14 protein-coding genes and 1 pseudogene are annotated in these 14,895 nt (G+C 79.0%); 3 read left to right on the top strand and 12 right to left on the bottom strand.

Annotated features, from left to right (window positions below; genetic code table 11):
- Nucleotides 1–77 precede the first annotated feature (77 nt).
- The 10 genes and pseudogenes from Q0848_RS12805 to Q0848_RS12850 form a co-directional block, all read right to left on the bottom strand.
- Complete coding sequence (locus Q0848_RS12805) at nt 78–1,670, bottom strand: uroporphyrinogen-III synthase (protein WP_366146596.1); 1,593 nt, start codon at nt 1,668–1,670, stop codon at nt 78–80.
- A gap of 527 nt (nt 1,671–2,197) precedes the next feature.
- A pseudogene (gene hemC / locus Q0848_RS12810) lies at nt 2,198–3,115 on the bottom strand (hydroxymethylbilane synthase); the annotation flags it as partial.
- Nucleotides 3,112–4,605 (bottom strand): glutamyl-tRNA reductase, encoded by a 1,494-nt coding sequence (locus tag Q0848_RS12815; protein ID WP_299038146.1) that lies wholly within the window; start codon nt 4,603–4,605, stop codon nt 3,112–3,114. The gene Q0848_RS12815 and the pseudogene hemC, both read right to left, overlap by 4 nt.
- Nucleotides 4,602–5,387 (bottom strand): redox-sensing transcriptional repressor Rex, encoded by a 786-nt coding sequence (locus tag Q0848_RS12820; RefSeq protein WP_366146597.1) that lies wholly within the window; start codon nt 5,385–5,387, stop codon nt 4,602–4,604. Before Q0848_RS12820 ends, Q0848_RS12815 begins: the two co-directional genes overlap by 4 nt.
- 236 nt (nt 5,388–5,623) lie before the next feature.
- On the bottom strand, nt 5,624–6,031 hold the full coding sequence (locus Q0848_RS12825; RefSeq protein ID WP_299038149.1) for a glutaredoxin family protein: 408 nt from the start codon (nt 6,029–6,031) through the stop codon (nt 5,624–5,626).
- Nucleotides 6,028–7,152 (bottom strand): lysophospholipid acyltransferase family protein, encoded by a 1,125-nt coding sequence (locus tag Q0848_RS12830; protein ID WP_299038152.1) that lies wholly within the window; start codon nt 7,150–7,152, stop codon nt 6,028–6,030. The genes Q0848_RS12825 and Q0848_RS12830 overlap by 4 nt, the downstream gene beginning before the upstream one ends.
- Before the next feature lie 79 nt (nt 7,153–7,231).
- The gene (locus tag Q0848_RS12835; RefSeq protein WP_299038153.1) at nt 7,232–8,389 is read right to left on the bottom strand and encodes an NAD-dependent epimerase/dehydratase family protein; all 1,158 of its coding nucleotides are present in this window, start codon (nt 8,387–8,389) and stop codon (nt 7,232–7,234) included.
- A gap of 148 nt (nt 8,390–8,537) precedes the next feature.
- Entirely contained in the window at nt 8,538–8,636 is a 99-nt protein-coding gene (locus Q0848_RS12840) for a 30S ribosomal protein bS22 (protein WP_003792170.1), read from the bottom strand.
- A gap of 189 nt (nt 8,637–8,825) precedes the next feature.
- Complete coding sequence (locus tag Q0848_RS12845; RefSeq protein WP_366146598.1) at nt 8,826–9,059, bottom strand: helix-turn-helix domain-containing protein; 234 nt, start codon at nt 9,057–9,059, stop codon at nt 8,826–8,828.
- A 281-nt stretch (nt 9,060–9,340) separates the two neighbouring features.
- Nucleotides 9,341–10,549: an acetoin utilization protein AcuC gene (locus Q0848_RS12850; protein WP_299038155.1), complete on the bottom strand. Its 1,209-nt coding sequence runs from the start codon at nt 10,547–10,549 to the stop codon at nt 9,341–9,343.
- Nucleotides 10,550–10,697: 148 nt separating this feature from the next.
- On the opposite strand from Q0848_RS12850, the gene Q0848_RS12855 reads away from it, so the two are divergent.
- Genes Q0848_RS12855 through Q0848_RS12865 form a run of 3 tightly spaced genes read left to right on the top strand, consistent with a single transcriptional unit; the run spans nt 10,698 to nt 13,031 of the window.
- A complete protein-coding gene (locus tag Q0848_RS12855; protein WP_366146599.1) occupies nt 10,698–12,086 on the top strand; it encodes a potassium transporter TrkG in 1,389 nt (462 codons plus the stop codon).
- The gene (locus tag Q0848_RS12860) at nt 12,079–12,744 is read left to right on the top strand and encodes a TrkA family potassium uptake protein (RefSeq protein WP_299038159.1); all 666 of its coding nucleotides are present in this window, start codon (nt 12,079–12,081) and stop codon (nt 12,742–12,744) included. Before Q0848_RS12855 ends, Q0848_RS12860 begins: the two co-directional genes overlap by 8 nt.
- On the top strand, nt 12,741–13,031 hold the full coding sequence (locus Q0848_RS12865) for a hypothetical protein (RefSeq protein ID WP_299038161.1): 291 nt from the start codon (nt 12,741–12,743) through the stop codon (nt 13,029–13,031). The genes Q0848_RS12860 and Q0848_RS12865 overlap by 4 nt, the downstream gene beginning before the upstream one ends.
- A gap of 95 nt (nt 13,032–13,126) precedes the next feature.
- Here the strand turns inward: Q0848_RS12865 and proC are convergent, their stop codons facing one another.
- Entirely contained in the window at nt 13,127–13,969 is an 843-nt protein-coding gene (gene proC, locus Q0848_RS12870) for a pyrroline-5-carboxylate reductase (RefSeq protein ID WP_299038164.1), read from the bottom strand.
- Nucleotides 13,970–14,088: 119 nt separating this feature from the next.
- Complete coding sequence (locus Q0848_RS12875; protein WP_299038166.1) at nt 14,089–14,895, bottom strand: sugar phosphate isomerase/epimerase; 807 nt, start codon at nt 14,893–14,895, stop codon at nt 14,089–14,091.

Raw genomic sequence — 14,895 nt, forward strand, 5'->3', positions numbered from 1 at the left:
TGGTGGCGCCGTTCCGGCGGTGCCGTTCGGGCGGTGCCGTGCTGGTGGTGCCGTGCTGGTCGTCTCGCGGGGGCGCCTCAGCGGGCCCGGCGGCGCGCCGGCACGCGGCGCTCGCTGGGGCGCTGGAGCGGCTCGCCCGCCTGCGCCGCGGCCGCGGCGAGCCCGCTCCCGTGGTCGGCCAGCGCGCTCACGAGCGAGGCCGCGCTGGGCTCGGGCGCCAGCACGTCGACGCGCAGGCCGTGCTCCACCGCGGTCTGGGCCGTCGCCGGGCCGATGCACGCCACCACGGTGCTGGGGTTGGGCTTGCCCGCGATGCCGACGAGGTTGCGCACCGTGGAGGACGAGGTGAACACGACCGCGTCGAAGGCGCCGTTCTTGATGGCGTCGCGCACCGGGGCGGCCGGCGGCGCCGCCCGCACGGTCCGGTAGGCGGTGACGTCGTCGACCTCCCAGCCCAGCTCGGTGAGGCCCGCCACCAGGGTGTCGGTGGCGATGTCGGCCCGCGGCAGCAGGACCCGGTTGATCGGGTCGAGCACGTCGTCGTAGGCCGGCCAGTCGGCCAGCAGCCCCTTGGCGGACTCCTCGCCGCTCGGCACCAGGTCGGGCTCGATGCCCCACTCCCGCAGCGCCTGCGCCGTCACGCCGCCGACGGCGGCGACCTTCAGCCCGGCGAAGGCGCGGGCGTCCAGGCCGTACTCGACGAACTTCTCGCGCACGGCGCGGACGGCGTTCGCGGAGGTGAAGCCGATCCACTCGTAGCGGCCGGTCACGAGGCCGGTGACGGCCTTCTCCATCTGGTGCGGGGTCCGCGGCGGCTCGACGGAGATGGTCGGGACGACCTCGCCCACCGCGCCGGCCTCGGCGAGCAGCGCGCCCATGCCAGCCGCTTGGGCCTGCGTGCGGGGGACGAGCACGCGCCAGCCGAACAGCGGGCGGTTCTCGTACCAGGAGGCGCGCTCGCGCAGCGCGACGCCCGGGCCGGTGACGGCGACGAGCGGGCTCGGCCACGCGTCGTCCCCGCTGCCCTCGAGCAGGCCCGGCAGCTCGGCGAGGGACGCCGTGGCCGTGCGCTGCGCGGTCGTCGTCCCCCCGGAGGTGACGGCGACGGCCGACGAGGCGCTGCGGCCCGCCGCCACGAGGGCGCGCGCCGCGGCGGCCAGGCCCTCGCGCGAGCCCAGCAGCACGACCGTCTCCCGCGCCGCGGCGAGGCCGGCCGCGTCGGGCGACTCCGTCGCCGTGTCGACGACGTGGACGCGGTCGACGCCGGCCGTGGTGACGGGCACGCCCGCGTAGACGGGCACCGCGACGGCCGGGGACACGCCGGGGACGACCTCGAAGGGCACCGACGCGCGGTGGCACGCCAGCAGCTCCTCGGCGAGCCCCTCGAACGTCGCCGCGTCGCCGGGCAGCACGCGGACGACGCGGCGCCCCGCGCGGGCGGCGCGGGTGAGCAGGCGGGTGGTGGCCCGGGCGCGCGCCGACGGCGTCGGGTCGCTCGCCTCCTGCACCTGGCGGGCGTCGAGCACCTCCGGGCCCTCGGTCGGCAGGCTCCCGACGAGGGCCGCCCCGACGGGGCCGTCGACGACGACGACCTCCGCGCGGGCGAGCAGCTCGGCGGCCCGCACGGTGAGCAGCCCCGGGTCGCCCGGGCCGGCGCCGACGAAGGCCACCGAGCCGAGCGGCGTCGAGGCGCGCCGCCGGGGGGCGGCGCCTGCGCCCTCGGCCGTCGCACCGGGGGGCGGCGGCGCGGGCAGGGGGTCGGGGGCCGCGACGAGGTCGCCCTCGTCGTGGCGCGGGACGTCGTCCCCCGGAGCCGGGTCGGCGGGGACGGGGACGTCCAGCCCGCCGCTGGCGGGTCGCTGGTCGAGCTCGAGGCCGGTGCGCGCGGTCACGCTTCACTCTCCTGAGAGCTGGTCCGCCGCGCGGGCGCGGACGGACCGGTCGGTGCGGACACGGGGGACTCACGGCCGTCCTCGTGCGGCGCGGCCTGCGAGGGCTGCGCGGACGAGGTCGGGGAGCCGGCGGGAGGCAGGGCCGGGGACGGCGCCGGGGTCGACGCGGAGGGGTCGGCGGCGGCGGGCGCGAGCCCGTCCGCCCCGGGTGCGGGTGCGCCCTGCGAGGGCGCGGGAGGGGTGCTGCCGGGCAGCGGGAGCTGCTCCTCGCGCCGCGCGGCGGCGGGCGAGGCGGGGCCGACGGCGACGAGGTCGGCGGCCCCCTCGGCCAGGAGCTCGGCGGCCAGGCGCCGTCCGAGGCCGATCGGGTCGGTGTCGTCGCCGCGGGCCGAGCGGCGCAGCACGCGCGAGCCGTCGACGGCCGCGGCGACGGCCTGCAGCACGAGCTCGCCGCCGCCCTCGCCGCCGTCGGTCCGCGCGAGGGCGCCCACGGGGGCGCTGCAGCCCGCCTCGAGCGCGCCCAGGAGGGCGCGCTCGGCGGTGGTGGCCGAGCGGGTCAGCGGGTCGTCGAGGGCGGCGCAGGCCTGCGCCGTCACCAGGTCGTCGGCCCGGCACTCGAGGGCCAGCGCGCCCTGGGCGGGCGCCGGCACCATCTGCTCGACGTCCACCACCTCGGTGATCTCGTCGGCGCGCCCGAGCCGCCGCAGGCCCGCAGCGGCCAGGACGACGGCGTCGAGCCGCCCGGAGGTCACCATGCCGACGCGCGTGTCGACGTTGCCGCGCACCTCCACGACCTCCAGGCCCAGCCCGAGGGCGCGCAGCTGGGCGGCCCGGCGGGGCGACCCGGTCCCGATGCGCGCGCCCGGGGGCAGGTCGCCGAGCCCGGCGCCGCCGGCGGCGACGAGCACGTCGCGGGGGTCCTCGCGCGGCGGCACGGCGGCCAGCACGAGGCCCTCTGCCGCCGCCGTGGGCAGGTCCTTCATGGAGTGCACGGCGAGGTCGACCCGGCCCTCGAGCAGCGCCTCCCGCAGCGCCGTGACGAAGACGCCCGTGCCGCCGATCTGGGCCAGGGGGGCCCGGTCGACGTCGCCGCGCGTGGTGACCTCCACGAGGACGACCTCGCGGCCGCTCGTCTCGCGCAGCCGCTGCGCGACGACCTCGGACTGGGCGCGGGCGAGGGCGCTGCGTCGCGTGCCGAGCCGCAGCGGCTCGTCGGCGCTCACGAGCGGGTCCCCGCGTCGCCGGGCCGCGGCCGCCGGGGCGGGACGACGGCGCCGGTGAGCAGGTCGCGCAGCGCGTCGGCCGTCGCGGCGGCCCCACCGGTCGGGGCCTGCCCTCGCGCCTCCGGGACCGCCCGCAGCGCCTCGGTGACGGCCTCGGGCGCCCGCGTGCCGGCCGGGTCGAGGTCGAAGAGCTCGCGCACCGCCTCGACGTAGGCGGGACCGCTGGAGGCGTCCGCGGCGAGGTGCTTCATGCGCACGGTGGGCGTGTGCAGCAGGGTGGAGACGACCCGGTGGAGCGTCTGGGCGACCTCGGCCTCGACGCGGGCGTCGAGGTCCGGGCCGAGGCGGTGGCGCAGCCGGTCGAGCTCGGCGTCGGCGACCTCGCGCGCCTGGGTGCGCAGCGCGACGACGGTCGGCGCGACGGCGGCGGCGCGCCGCTCGGCCAGGTAGGCGGCGGACTCCTCGGCGACGATCGCGCGGGCGTCCCGCAGGTCCGCGGCGACGCCGGACCCCGCTCCCCCCACCTCGGCGGCCAGCTGCGCCCCGAGCTCGGCGAGGCCCACCACGACGACGCCGGGCAGGCGCCCCACCTCGGGGGCGACGTCGCGCGGCAGGGCGAGGTCGACGAGGAGCTGGGGTGCGGCCGCCCCGGAGCCGCCGGGCGCGCCGGCGCCCCGCAGGGCTCGTGCGGCGCCGACGGTGGCGGCGTCGACGACGTGGCCCACGGCGCCGGTGCAGGACAGGACGACGTCGGCCTCGGCGAGGGCGTGCTCCAGGCCGCCGCTCTCCCCCAGCGCGCCCCAGCGACCGCCGACCGCCTCGGCCAGGCGCTGCGCCCGGGCGGCGGTGCGGTTGAGGACCGTGATGTCGCGCGCGCCGAGGCGGTGGGCCGTCGTCGCGGCGAGGGCGCTCATGGCCCCGGCGCCGACGACCAGGACGCGGGCGTCGACCAGGGGACCCACGACCTCGTCCGCGTGGGCGAGCCCGGCCTCCACCAGGGAGTGGCCCGCGTGGTCCAGGCCCGTCTCGGAGTGGGCGCGCTTGCCGACGCGCAGGGCGCGCTGCAGCAGGCCGTCCAGGGCGCTGCCGACGCTGCCGTCCTCCTGGCCGCGGCGCAGCGCCGAGCGCACCTGGCCGAGCACCTGCGACTCGCCGACGGCCATGGAGTCCAGGCCGCAGACGACCGTGAAGAGGTGCTCGACCGCGCTCTCGGCGAAGTGCACGTAGAGGTGGTCGGTGAGCTCGGCCAGCGGCACGCCCGTGGCCTCGACGAGCGCGGCCCCGACGTCGGCCAGGCCGCCGTGGAAGGTGGCGACCTCGCTGTAGACCTCGAGCCGGTTGCACGTGGACAGCACGACGGCCTCGGTGACGTCGTCGGCGGTGCAGGCGCCGACCGCCAGCGCGCGGGCCGCGCCGGCGTCCAGGGTGGCGCGCTCGAGGACCTCGAGCGGCGCGGTGCGGTGGGACAGGCCCACGACGAGGGCGGTCACCGGGCCACCCCCACCCGGCGGCGGGCGGGCCGGGAGACCGGCGCGGGGCGCGCGGCGGGCGCACCGCCGACCGCTCCGGCGCGGCCGTGGCCGTGGCCGTCGGCCGGCACGGCGGCGGGGCCGGGCACCGCCGCGGCGCGCACGGCGTCGCCGGCGGCCTTGCGCTGCTCGTGGAAGGCCAGGATCTGCAGCTCGCTGGCCAGGTCGACCTTGCGCACGTCCACTCCCTCGGGCACCGACAGCACGGCCGGCGCGAACGTCAGGACGCCCGTCACGCCGGCGGCGACGAGGTCGTCGCAGGCGCTCTGGGCGGCGGCCCCCGGCACGGCGAGGACGCCGATGACGACGCCCTCGCGCCGGACGACCTCGGCGAGCTCGGACATCGGGCGGACCGGCAGGCCGGCCACCTCGCGGCCGACGACGGCCGGGTCCGCGTCGAACAGGGCGGTGACCCCCATGCCGCGCTCGGCGAAGCCGCCGTAGCTGGCGAGCGCCCGGCCCAGGTTGCCGAGGCCGACGATGACGACGCCCCACTCCTGGGTGAGGCCGAGCTCGCGGGAGATGTGGGTCACCAGGGGGCTCACCTCGTAGCCCACGCCGCGGACGCCGTAGGAGCCGAGGTGGCTGAGGTCCTTGCGGAGCTTCGCCGAGCCGACGCCGGCCGCGGCCGCGAGCTCCTCGGAGGACACCGTGGGGACGCCCCGCTCGACGAGGGCGGTGAGCGCGCGCAGGTACACGGGCAGCCGGCCGACCGTCGCCTCGGGGATGCCGCGCTCGGCGATGAGCCGCGCGGCGACCGGGCCGGGGGCCGCCACGGCGTGCCGCGGGCCGTCGGCTCCCGTGTCGGGGGCGCGGCCCGAGACCTGCCCGGAGTCGTGTCGGGGGGTGCTCACGGCGTCAGCCGGCTCCTTCGCGTGCGGCAGGGGATGTCGCGCGCGGGGGCCAGGGCGCTGCGGACCCCCCCAGAGTAGGCACTTGTGAACGCACGCACAAAGTCGAGAGCGGTGCGGGCGGCGCCTCAGCGCGGCGGCGCGAGCAGGACCGCCTCCAGCCGGCCGGCGTCCACGTGGTAGACGGCGTGCTGGACGCCGTCCACGACGACGACCGGGACGAGCTCGCCGTACCGGGCCGCGAGGGCGCCGGGGCGGCCGCCGGGCTCCTCCCCCGGCCCCGGCGCGTCGACGTCGACCTCGCGGACGCCGGCGCCCGTGCGGGCGGCGACGGCCGCGACCACCTCGCGCGCGTCCGCGCACAGGTGGCAGCCGGCCCGCCCGTAGAGCACGACGCGGGGCTCCGACGGCGTCGCGGCCGGCCCGCCCGCCCGGCGGGCGCGGCCCCCCGGCGCCCCGGCCCCGCGCAGGGCGCGCCGCAGCCGGCCGAGGCGCCCGTCGCCCTCCCCTGCCCCTGCCCCTGCCCCTGGGCTCACCGGAAGACCGACCCGCGGTGCAGCAGCAGGTCGTGCAGCGTCTCCTGGATCGTCTCGCGGACCTGGTCGGCCAGGTCGAGCACCGCGGCGGGGTCGTCGGCCGTGCCGGCGGGAGCGAGGTCGGTGCGCACCGGCTCGCCGAGCTCGACGACCCACCGGCTCGGGAGGGGCACCAGCCCCAGCGGGCCGAGCAGCGGGAAGAACGGCGTCACCGGCACGTAGGGCAGGCCGAGCAGGCGGGCCAGCGGCGCGATGTCCCCGATCTTGGGGTAGACCTCCTCCGCCCCGACGATGGCGCACGGCACGATCGGCACCCCGGCGCGCAGGGCCGAGGCGACGAAGCCGCCCCGGCCGAAGCGCTGCAGGCGGTAGCGGTCGCGGAAGTGCTTGCCCACGCCCTTGTAGCCCTCCGGCCAGACGCCGACGAGCTCGCCGTCCGCCAGCAGCCGCTCCGCGTCCGCGGGCGTCGCGAGGGTGATGCCCGCGCGCCGCGCGAGGTCGCCGAGCACCGGCGCGGCGAGCACCAGGTCGGCGGCGAGCACCCGCAGGTGGCGACCGCCGGGCACGTCGTCGTGGACGGCCACCATGGTCATGAGGGCGTCGATGCCGACGGTGCCGGAGTGGTTGGCCACGAGCAGGGCGCCGGTGCCCGGCGGCACGCGCTCGGCCCCGCGCAGCTCGACGCGGAACCAGCGGCGGTACAGGGGGCGCAGGAGGTCCAGCAGGACCTCCTCGGTGAGCTCCCGGTCGAAGCCGAGCTCGTCCACCTCGTAGTCGCCCGTGACGCGCCGCCCGAGCACGCCGGCGGTGCGCCGCGCGCGCCGCCCCAGGTCGCCGGCGGGGCCCTCCGCCGCCGCGGCGACGCGCTCCGCGGCCCGGCGCGCCGTGCGCCGCGCGGCCAGGCTCCCCGCCCGCGCCGCGGCGAGCGCCGCGGCCAGCCGGTCCTCGAGGGCCGCCTGGTCACCCGACGAACCGGTGCCGCCGTCCCGGCCACCGCCTGCGGGCCCCGCCCCGGCGGGACCGCCGGGGGCGTCCTCGCGGGTCGGGCCCGGTGCGGCGCCGGGACGGCGCAGGGGCACCACGACGCCGTCGCGATCGCGTGCCGCCGGCGTGCTGCTCACGTCCGCCCACCCCCTCGAGGTCCTCGCCCAGTCTGCCCCCGGCCCCCGCGGTGCGCGGCGCTCGCTCCGACGTCGGCCGTCACCGCGCGGCGCCGTCCCGCTCGTGCCCGGCGGCGGCCGCGACCGCCCGGAGCCGGGCCCAGGCGCCGGCCGCCCGGTCGGCGGCGGCGCGGCGCACCTCGGGCGACAGCGGCCCGGCGAGCCCGCGCCCCCGCGCCAGGTCCTCGACCGCGGCGCGGCTGGACCAGCGCGGCGAGAGGCCCAGGTCCTCGTGCATGCGGCGCAGGTCGACCACTCGTCCCGAGCGCAGCACCCGGTCGGCGTCGCCCCAGGGCAGGGGGACGGCGCGGCCCACCAGCGCGCTGGCGGTCCGCCCGAGCAGGGCCGCCGGCACGGGCAGCACCGTGCGACCGCAGAGCGCCGCCGCCTGGGACAGCGTCACCACCCCGTCGCCGGCCACGTTGACCACGCCCGAGACGTCCCCGCGGACGGCGAGCAGGAGCGCCTCGACCGCGTCCTCGGCGTGCAGCACCTGCAGCCGCGGGTCGTGGCCCCACAGGCACGGCACGGCCGGGAGCTCGAGCCACTCCCCCAGCGGCGTCCGCAGGCCCGGGCCGACGACCTCGGCCAGCCGCAGCACGACCGCTGCGACGTCCTCGCGCCGGCGCGTGGTGGCCCGCAGCGCCGCCTCGACCTCGGCGGCCGCGCGCTCGAGGCCGCCCGAGGGGGTGGCCAGCTCGGACGCCTCGGTGCGCACCGAGGGCGCCCGGGGGCTCGCGCCGTAGACCCCGGTGGACGAGGCGAGCACGACGCGGCGCACCGAGGGGACCCGCTGGACGGCCGACAGCACGTGAAGGCCCGGCGGCGGCTGCCCGTCGCGGGCCTGTCCCCCGGTGCGCGAGGAGCCGCCGGGGAGCAGGGAGCAGTCCACGACGACGCCGACGCCCTCGGCGTCCAGGACCCGGGCCAGGGAGGCGCCCCGGGCGTCCACGCGCACCCGCCGCGCCGCCCCGAGGTCCTCGGCGGGGCTGCGCTCGTCCAGCGCCAGGACCACCGGGGCCGGGCGGCGGGAGGGCGCGGAGGGCTCGCCGCCGGCCAGCCGGCGCGCGAGCGCCGCGGCCAGGGGGTGCGCCGCGCCGGTGACGGCGACCACCTCGCGGCGCAGATCGACGGGGGCGGAGCCGGCGGCGTCGGGGCGGACGGCGTCCGGACCGGCGGCGGAGCGGGGAGCCTCCACAGCTCCTCCCCTCAGCGCTCGACGACGGGACGCCGGTGCGCGGCGCGGACGGGCCAGGACGGACGACGCCCGCCACCGCGGGGCGGGGCGGGCGTCGTCGGGCAGGCGGGGGGCGTCGCGCGGGGCGCGCCCGTCCGCCTGCAGCAGGTCACTTCTTGTTGCGGCGCTGGTGGCGCGTCTTGCGGAGCAGCTTGCGGTGCTTCTTCTTCGCCATCCGCTTGCGGCGCTTCTTGATGACCGAACCCATGGGGCCTGCCTGTCGTCTCGGTGCTGCGACCGCGTCCGGAGCTGGCCGACGTGGTCCTGGTCTGCGGCCGAGCCTACCGGTGCCACCGGGGCGACGGCGCGGGCCGCCCTCCCGGCGCCGCGCCGGCGCCGCGCCCCGGAGCGCGCGACGGCCGCGGACGGCTCGGTGCGGTCCCCGCGGCGGGAGCGCTCAGGCGCTGCCGGCCCGCCGCTGCTCGTCCGCCGGCCCCGCGCCGGGCAGCGTCCCCGGCACCGTGCGGGCCGCGGCCAGGAAGGCGGCGGCCGCTCCCTCGGGCACCCGGTAGGAGCGCCCGACGCGCACGGCGGGGAGCTCGCCCGAGTGCACGAGGCGGTAGACGGTCATGCGGGAGACGCGCAGCGCGTCGGCGACCTCGGCCACCGTCAGCAGGTCCCCGTCCGTCAGCCCGCGCCCGGCGGCCGGTCGCGCGCCCTCGTCGGGGCGCGCGTCCCCACCTGCTGGTCGCCCGTCCGTCGGCACCTGGGCCCCCTCGTCGTGGTGGCGGCCCACCGGCCGCCTCGTCGGGCGCGGAAGGCCCTCGTGGCCTCGACCCTAGGGGACCGCGGGGACCCGCGTCTGCGCCCGCGGCCGCGGCCACCGGGACGGCTCCGCCCGCACCGGCGGCCTGACGGGCCGCCCCGACGCCCCGACGCCGGCGGAGGAGACGACTCGGTCGACGGAGGCGCTCAGTCGAAGAAGGGGTCGAGGCCCTGGGAGGGGAAGACGGCGCGGCGCGTGGCCAGGACCGCCCGGTCCACGGCGTCCTCGGGGTCGTGGCCGCCGGACCACGGCCGGTACCACGGCGGCCGGTCCTCGCACCGGCCGTCGGGCCCGGCGTCGCCCATGAGCAGGGGGGCCTCCCGCCGGTAGGTGCGCCGCACGTGGTCGCGCCACGGCTCGGGGACGGGGGTCGAGGGGCGGATCGGGGCGTGCGCCGCGATGGCGACGACGTGGGACCACGTGCGCGGTACGACGTCGACGACCGCGTAGCCGCCGCCGCCCGTGGCCAGCCACCGGCCGTCGCACACCTCGTGGCTGAGCTCGTGGAGGCTGTCGGCCGCGGCGCGCTGGGCGTCCACGGACACGGCGAGGTCGGCCAGCGGGTCGAGCTGGTGGCTGTCGCAGCCGTGCTGGGTGACCAGGACGTCCGGGGCGAAGGCGCGCACCAGGGGGTGCGCCACCGCGTGCAGCGCCCGCAGCCAGGCGGCGTCGCGCGTGCCCGGGGGCAGGGCGATGTTCGCCGCCGTGCCCTCGGCCCCGGGGCCGCCGACCTCGTCCGGGAAGCCGGTGCCCGGGAAGAGCGTCCGCCCGCTCTGGTGCATCGAGACGGTCAGGACGCGCGGGTCGTCCCAGAAGGCGGCCTGGACGCCGTCGCCGTGGTGGACGTCGACGTCCACGTAGGCCACGCGGCGCGCGCCGGCGTCCAGCAGCCGCCGGATGGCGGCGGCGACGTCGTTGTACACGCAGAAGCCGCTGGCGCGGCCGGCCATCGCGTGGTGCAGCCCGCCCGTGAAGTTGACGGCGTGCGAGACGTCGCCGCGCCAGACGTCGTCGGCGCAGTCGACGCTCGCGGCGAGGATGCGCGCGCTCGCCTCGTGCATGCCGGCGAAGGCGGGGTCGTCCTCGGTGCCGAGGCCGCGCTCAGGGTCCGCGCGCCGGGGGTCCTCCGAGACCCGGCGCACCGCCGCCACGTACTCGGGCAGGTGGACGGTGTGGAGCAGCGCGTCGTCCGCGACCTCCGCGCCGCGCACGTCCACGCCCGGGCGGTCGAGGACGCCGAGGTCGGACAGCAGCCGGACCGTCAGCTCCAGGCGCACCGGGCTCATCGGGTGGTCGGGGCCGAAGTCGTACGCCGTGAAGGCGGGGTCCCACACGACCCGGGTGCTGCTGGTCATGCGGCGACGCTAGCGTCCCCCCTGCGTCCGGCCGGTCCGGGCGCGCTGCCGGAGCCACCCGGTGGTCCGGCCCGCCGAGGGTCGCGGCCCCCCGGGCGCGCCGGGAGGCCGGGAGCCCGACCCGGCCACGGGAGGACGCGCGGTGGACCTGGAGACCCCTCCCCTCGCGCGGGGCGCCTCCCGCGGGGGCCTGGCCGGGCTGCTGCGCCGCTCCCCCGCCCGGCTGGCGGTCCTCGCCTTCGTCTCGGTCATCGCCGTCTTCACCGCGCTGCTGAGCCTGCCCGGCGCCACCAGCTCCGGCGAGCGGGCGCCGCTGGCCGACGCCGCCTTCACCGCCGTCTCCGCGGTCTGCGTCACGGGGCTCGTCGTCGTCGACACCGCCACGTACTGGTCGGACCTGGGCGAGGCGATCATCCTGGTCGGCATCGCCGTCGGCGGGTTCGGCGTGCTCGTGCTCGCCAGCCTCCTGGGCCTGCTCGTCTCGCGGCGCCTCGGCCTCTCCCAGCGGCTGCTCGCCCAGAGCGAGACCAAGGCGCTGCGCCTGGGCGAGGTGGGCGTGCTCGTGCGCACCGTCATCCTGGCCTCGCTGGCGATCGAGGCCGTGCTCGCGCTGGTCCTCTTCCCCCGGTTCCTCACGGCCGGGGAGAGCCTGCCCAGCGCCGCCTGGCACGCCGCCTTCTACGGCGTCTCGGCCTTCAACAACGCCGGCTTCGTCTCCCACCCCGGCGGGCTGCCCGCCCTCGAGGGCGCCTCGCCCGCCGGCGACTGGTGGCTGTGCGTGCCGATCATGGTCGGCGTCGTCCTCGGCAGCCTCGGCTTCCCGGTGCTGCTCGTGCTGCGCGACCGCTGGCGCCACCCCCACCGGTGGGGGCTGCACACCCACATGACGCTGGCCGCCACGGCCGTCCTGCTCGTCCTCGGCGCCGTGCTCATCGGGGCCATGGAGTGGGGCAACCCGCGCACGCTCGGCGGGCTCCCGCTGGGCGACCGGGTCCTCGCGACGGGCTTCGCCTCGGTGATGCCCCGCTCCGGCGGGTTCAACACCGTGGACCTCACGGAGATGTCGACGGCGACCTGGCTCGTCCAGGACGCGCTGATGTTCGTCGGCGGCGGGAGCGCCTCCACGGCCGGCGGCATCCGCGTCACGACGCTGGCGGTGCTCGTCCTGGCCGTCGTCGCCGAGGCCCGCGGGGACCGCGACGCCGAGGCCTTCGGGCGCCGCGTGCCCCAGGGCTCGCTGCGCCTGGCCGTCGCGGTCGGCCTCGTCGGCACGACGACGGTGCTCGTCGGGACCGTCGCCATGCTGGCGATCACCGGTGACAGCCTGGACGTCGTCCTGTTCGAGGTGATCTCCGCCTTCGCCACCGTCGGCCTGTCCGTCGGCGGCACGAGCGACCTGCCCGACGCCGGCAAGTGGGTGCTCTCCGCGCTCATGGTCGTCGGCCGGACGGGCACCATGACCCTGGCCGCCGCCCTCGCCCTGCGCGAGAGCGGCCGGCTGTTCCGACTCCCGGAGGAGAGGCCCATCGTTGGCTGACAGATCGCGCGACGACGCCGTGCTCGTCATCGGGCTCGGGCGCTTCGGCAGCGCCATGGCCGCTGCGCTCGACCGCATGGGGCACGACGTCCTCGCCGTCGAGCGCGACCCCGGCCTGGTCCAGGAGTGGTCGGGTCGCCTCACCCACGTCGTGGAGGCGGACGCCACCAACGGCGACGCGCTCGCCCAGCTCGGCGCCCAGGACTTCGGGGTGGCCGTGGTGGGCATCGGCACCTCGCTCGAGGCGAGCGTCCTGACGGCGTCCACGCTCGTCGACATGGGCGTCCCGCAGATCTGGGCGAAGGCGATCACCCCCTCGCACGGGCGCATCCTCACCCGGCTCGGCGCCCACCACGTGGTCTACCCCGAGGCGGACGCCGGCGAGCGCGTCGCCCACCTCGTGGGCGGCCGGCTGCTCGACTTCATCGAGTTCGACGACGGCTTCGCCATCGTCAAGATGCGCCCGCCCCGCGAGTGCCAGGGGTTCACCCTCGGGCAGAGCAGGGTCCGCGAGAAGTACGGGGTGACGATCGTCGGCGTGAAGTCGCCCGGCGAGGACTTCCACTACGCCCAGCCCGACACCCGGGTGCGCGACCGCGACGTCCTCATCGTCTCGGGCCGCACCAGCCTCATCGAGAAGTTCGCGGGGCGGCCGTGAGCGGCGGCGCGGGGGCCGAGCGCGAGCTCGGCTACATCGAGATGCGCCTGCACGTCCTGTCCGCCCTGGCGCTCGCCGTGGAGCGCCGGGCCGATCTCGTCGACCTCGTCGCCGACGCCCCCGACGTCGGCGCCGCCGCGGCCGCCCTCGGCGCGTGGGGCCTCGACGACGCCCAGGCCCGCGCGGTGCTCGACCTGCAGGTGCGCCGCCTCGCCGGCCGCGAGCGCGAGCGCCTGGAGGCCGAGCGCGAGCGCCTGCTCGCCCGCCGCGCCGAGCTCGGGGGCTGAGGCCCCGCCACCCGCCGCGAGGTCGGGGCCGTCGCCACCGACGGCCCCGGGGGTGACCGCACCCCCGTCGTCGTCGCGGCGTCCCGGGACGCCGGTCAGGCCAGCTCCCCGGCCCGGGCGCGGGCGGCCTCGACGGCGGCCAGGAGGGCGGCGCGCACGCCGCGCTCGTCGAGCTGGCGCAGCCCCGCCGCCGTCGTCCCCCCGGGGGAGGTGACGCGCTCGCGCAGCAGCGAGGGGTGCTCGCCCGTCTCCTGCAGCAGCGCCGCCGTCCCGGCCAGCGTCCCCGTGGCCAGCCGCGCGGCCGTCGCCCGCGGCAGGCCGGCGTGGACGCCCGCCTCGACGAGCGCCTCGAGCACGTGGAGCACGTACGCCGGGCCCGACCCGGAGACGGCGGTGGCGGCGTCCTGCTGGGACTCCGGCAGGTGCACGACGTCGCCCGCGCCGGAGAGCATCTCGGCCACCAGGGCCACCTGCTCCTCCCCCGCCCCGGGGCCGGCCGAGACGGCCGTCACGCCCGACCCGACGAGCGCGGGCGTGTTGGGCATCGCCCGCACCACGGCGACCCCCTCGGGCAGCGCCGCGGCCAGGCGCGCCGTCGTCACGCCCGCGGCGACGGAGACGACGAGCGCGCCGGCGCGCACGTGCGGCGCCGCCTGCGCCAGGAGGTCGTCGAGCTGCTGGGGCTTGACCGCGACGACGAGCACGTCGCGCGCAGCGCCCTCGGCCAGGGGGACGGAGCGCACGCCGTGGGCGTCGGCGAGCTCGGCGGCCCGCTCGTCCCGGCGGACGACGGCCACGACGTCGTCGGGCGACCACCCGGAGCGCAGGACGCCGGCGAGCACGGCCTCGCCCATGGTGCCGACGCCGAGGACGGCGACCGAGGGGCGGGCGCCCCGCCCGCTCGGGCTGCCGGCGGGACGGGGCTGCTCAGCGCTCATGGCCCGACCCTAGGAGCACGCCCGTCGCGGCCGCCGCGCCCCGCCGGCGGACCTCCCGCGGCCCGGGAGCCCGCGGGGAGGTCCTCGGCGCGGCGCCCCCGCGGGGCGCCCGGGGTCGCTCAGGACTGGCGCAGGTGGCGGCGGGCGAAGGCGAGGGTCTCGGCGAGGTCGCGCTCGCGCTCGCCCGGTGCGCGCGAGCGCCGCGTGTTGATCTCGGCGACGACGTGCCCGGTGAACCCGGCGTCCACCAGGTCGCCCAGCAGCCCGGCCACGGGCTGGGCGCCGCGCCCCGGCACCAGGTGCTCGTCCTTGGCCGACCCGCTGCCGTCGGTCAGGTGCAGGTGGCGCAGGCGGCCGGCCAGCTCGCGGGCGAGCTCCTGGGCGTCGCGCCCGGACGTGGCCGCGTGGGAGACGTCGAGGGTCACCTGGTCGTAGTCCTCGTCGACGACCTCCCAGCCCGGGGAGTACGCGAGCAGGTCCCGCCCGCCCGCGCGCCACGGGAACATGTTCTCCACCGCGATCGCGGTGCCCGTGCGCCGGGACACCTCCCGCACGCCGTCGACGAAGCCCGCGGCGTACTCGCGCTGCCACCGGAACGGCGGGTGGGCCACGACGACGTCGGCGCCCAGGTCCTGGGCCAGCTCGACCGAGAGCTCCAGCTTCGTCCACGGGTCGCGGCCCCAGACCCGCTGCGTGAGCAGGAGCGTCGGGGCGTGCACGGACAGGACGGGCATCCCGTAGTGCTCGGCCAGGCGCCGCAGCGCGACCGCGTCGCGGCTGACCGGGTCGGTCCAGACCATGACCTCCACGCCGTCGTAGCCGAGGCGGGCCGCGGTCTCGAAGGCGTCGGCGCACGACCCCGGGTAGACCGAGCTGGTGGAGAGGGTGATGGCGGGTGAGCGTCGGGGCGTCACGGGCTCGCTCAC

Origin of the sequence: uncultured Pseudokineococcus sp. (genome assembly GCF_947495735.1) — a bacterium.
In the GTDB taxonomy this organism is placed as follows: domain Bacteria; phylum Actinomycetota; class Actinomycetes; order Actinomycetales; family Quadrisphaeraceae; genus Pseudokineococcus.

Excerpts from the sequence above, each read along its gene's own strand:
- Q0848_RS12840 (WP_003792170.1), bottom strand. The coding sequence starts at position 8,636 with ATGGGTTCGGTCATCAAGAAGCGCCGCAAGCGGATGGCGAAGAAGAAG.
- proC (WP_299038164.1), bottom strand. The coding sequence starts at position 13,969 with ATGAGCGCTGAGCAGCCCCGTCCCGCCGGCAGCCCGAGCGGGCGGGGC.
- Q0848_RS12850 (WP_299038155.1), bottom strand. The coding sequence starts at position 10,549 with ATGACCAGCAGCACCCGGGTCGTGTGGGACCCCGCCTTCACGGCGTAC.